The sequence below is a fragment of the Mesobacillus sp. S13 genome, assembly GCF_020422885.1.
GTDB classification, from domain to species: Bacteria; Bacillota; Bacilli; order Bacillales; family Cytobacillaceae; genus Mesobacillus; species Mesobacillus selenatarsenatis_A.
In genome coordinates, this window is record NZ_CP084622.1 from 285001 (window position 1) to 287500 (window position 2500).

Annotated in this window: 2 rRNA genes (1 of these 2 cut by a window edge); both read left to right on the plus strand. The window is 52.9% G+C overall.

Annotation, left to right across the window (positions count from 1 at the left end):
- Positions 1 to 12: 12 nt before the first annotated feature.
- Positions 13 to 1562, plus strand: a 16S ribosomal RNA gene (locus LGO15_RS01555).
- Positions 1563 to 1769: 207 nt separating this feature from the next.
- A 23S ribosomal RNA gene (locus LGO15_RS01560) occupies positions 1770 to 2500 on the plus strand (it continues 2204 nt past the right edge of the window).
- Together the 16S and 23S rRNA genes form the textbook arrangement of a ribosomal RNA operon.

A 2500-nucleotide genomic window follows, 5' to 3' on the forward strand; every position in this document is an offset into this window, starting at 1 on the left:
ACTCATAACTCTTTCTTGGAGAGTTTGATCCTGGCTCAGGACGAACGCTGGCGGCGTGCCTAATACATGCAAGTCGAGCGGATCTTCATTAGCTTGCTTTTGAAGATCAGCGGCGGACGGGTGAGTAACACGTGGGCAACCTGCCTGTAAGACTGGGATAACTTCGGGAAACCGGAGCTAATACCGGATAATCCTTTCCCTCACATGAGGGAAAGCTGAAAGACGGTTTCGGCTGTCACTTACAGATGGGCCCGCGGCGCATTAGCTAGTTGGTGAGGTAACGGCTCACCAAGGCAACGATGCGTAGCCGACCTGAGAGGGTGATCGGCCACACTGGGACTGAGACACGGCCCAGACTCCTACGGGAGGCAGCAGTAGGGAATCTTCCGCAATGGACGAAAGTCTGACGGAGCAACGCCGCGTGAGCGATGAAGGCCTTCGGGTCGTAAAGCTCTGTTGTCAGGGAAGAACAAGTACCGGAGTAACTGCCGGTACCTTGACGGTACCTGACCAGAAAGCCACGGCTAACTACGTGCCAGCAGCCGCGGTAATACGTAGGTGGCAAGCGTTGTCCGGAATTATTGGGCGTAAAGCGCGCGCAGGCGGTTCCTTAAGTCTGATGTGAAAGCCCCCGGCTCAACCGGGGAGGGTCATTGGAAACTGGGGAACTTGAGTGCAGAAGAGGAGAGCGGAATTCCACGTGTAGCGGTGAAATGCGTAGAGATGTGGAGGAACACCAGTGGCGAAGGCGGCTCTCTGGTCTGTAACTGACGCTGAGGCGCGAAAGCGTGGGGAGCGAACAGGATTAGATACCCTGGTAGTCCACGCCGTAAACGATGAGTGCTAAGTGTTAGAGGGTTTCCGCCCTTTAGTGCTGCAGCAAACGCATTAAGCACTCCGCCTGGGGAGTACGGCCGCAAGGCTGAAACTCAAAGGAATTGACGGGGGCCCGCACAAGCGGTGGAGCATGTGGTTTAATTCGAAGCAACGCGAAGAACCTTACCAGGTCTTGACATCCTCTGACAACCCTAGAGATAGGGCGTTCCCCTTCGGGGGACAGAGTGACAGGTGGTGCATGGTTGTCGTCAGCTCGTGTCGTGAGATGTTGGGTTAAGTCCCGCAACGAGCGCAACCCTTGATCTTAGTTGCCAGCATTCAGTTGGGCACTCTAAGGTGACTGCCGGTGACAAACCGGAGGAAGGTGGGGATGACGTCAAATCATCATGCCCCTTATGACCTGGGCTACACACGTGCTACAATGGATGGAACAAAGGGCTGCAAAACCGCGAGGTCGAGCCAATCCCATAAATCCATTCTCAGTTCGGATTGCAGGCTGCAACTCGCCTGCATGAAGCCGGAATCGCTAGTAATCGCGGATCAGCATGCCGCGGTGAATACGTTCCCGGGCCTTGTACACACCGCCCGTCACACCACGAGAGTTTGTAACACCCGAAGTCGGTGGGGTAACCTTTTGGAGCCAGCCGCCTAAGGTGGGACAGATGATTGGGGTGAAGTCGTAACAAGGTAGCCGTATCGGAAGGTGCGGCTGGATCACCTCCTTTCTAAGGATATTGCCGTAATGGCAATCGGAATGCGAACCTTCTGGTTCGTACTGTTGACTAGCTTGTTTGTTTAGTTTTGAGGGAGCAATTCTCTCAAAGCTTTTTTGTTCCTTGAAAACTAGATAATCGTAAGTAAGAAGAACCAAGAAAAACCGAGTGATCGCCATTTTAGTTTTCTCTCTATTCAATTAGAGAAATGACCTTTTAGGTTAAGTTAGAAAGGGCGCACGGTGGATGCCTTGGCACTAGGAGCCGATGAAGGACGGGACTAACACCGATATGCTTCGGGGAGCTGTAAGTAAGCTTTGATCCGGAGATTTCCGAATGGGGAAACCCACTGTTCGTAATGGAACAGTATCTTTACCTGAATACATAGGGTATTGAAGGCAGACCCGGGGAACTGAAACATCTAAGTACCCGGAGGAAGAGAAAGCAAACGCGATTCCCTGAGTAGCGGCGAGCGAAACGGGACATAGCCCAAACCAAGAGGCTTGCCTCTTGGGGTTGTAGGACACTCTACATGGAGTTACAAAGGAACGGGGTAGATGAAGTGGTCTGGAAAGGCCCGTCAGAGAAGGTAAAAACCCTGTAGTTGAAACTTCGTTCCCTCCTGAGTGGATCCTGAGTACGGCGGGACACGAGAAATCCCGTCGGAAGCTGGGAGGACCATCTCCCAAGGCTAAATACTCCCTAGTGACCGATAGTGAACCAGTACCGTGAGGGAAAGGTGAAAAGCACCCCGGAAGGGGAGTGAAAGAGATCCTGAAACCGTGTGCCTACAAGTAGTCAGAGCCCGTTCATGGGTGATGGCGTGCCTTTTGTAGAATGAACCGGCGAGTTACGATTACATGCAAGGTTAAGTTGAGAAGACGGAGCCGCAGCGAAAGCGAGTCTGAATAGGGCGAATGAGTATGTGGTCGTAGACCCGAAACCAGGTG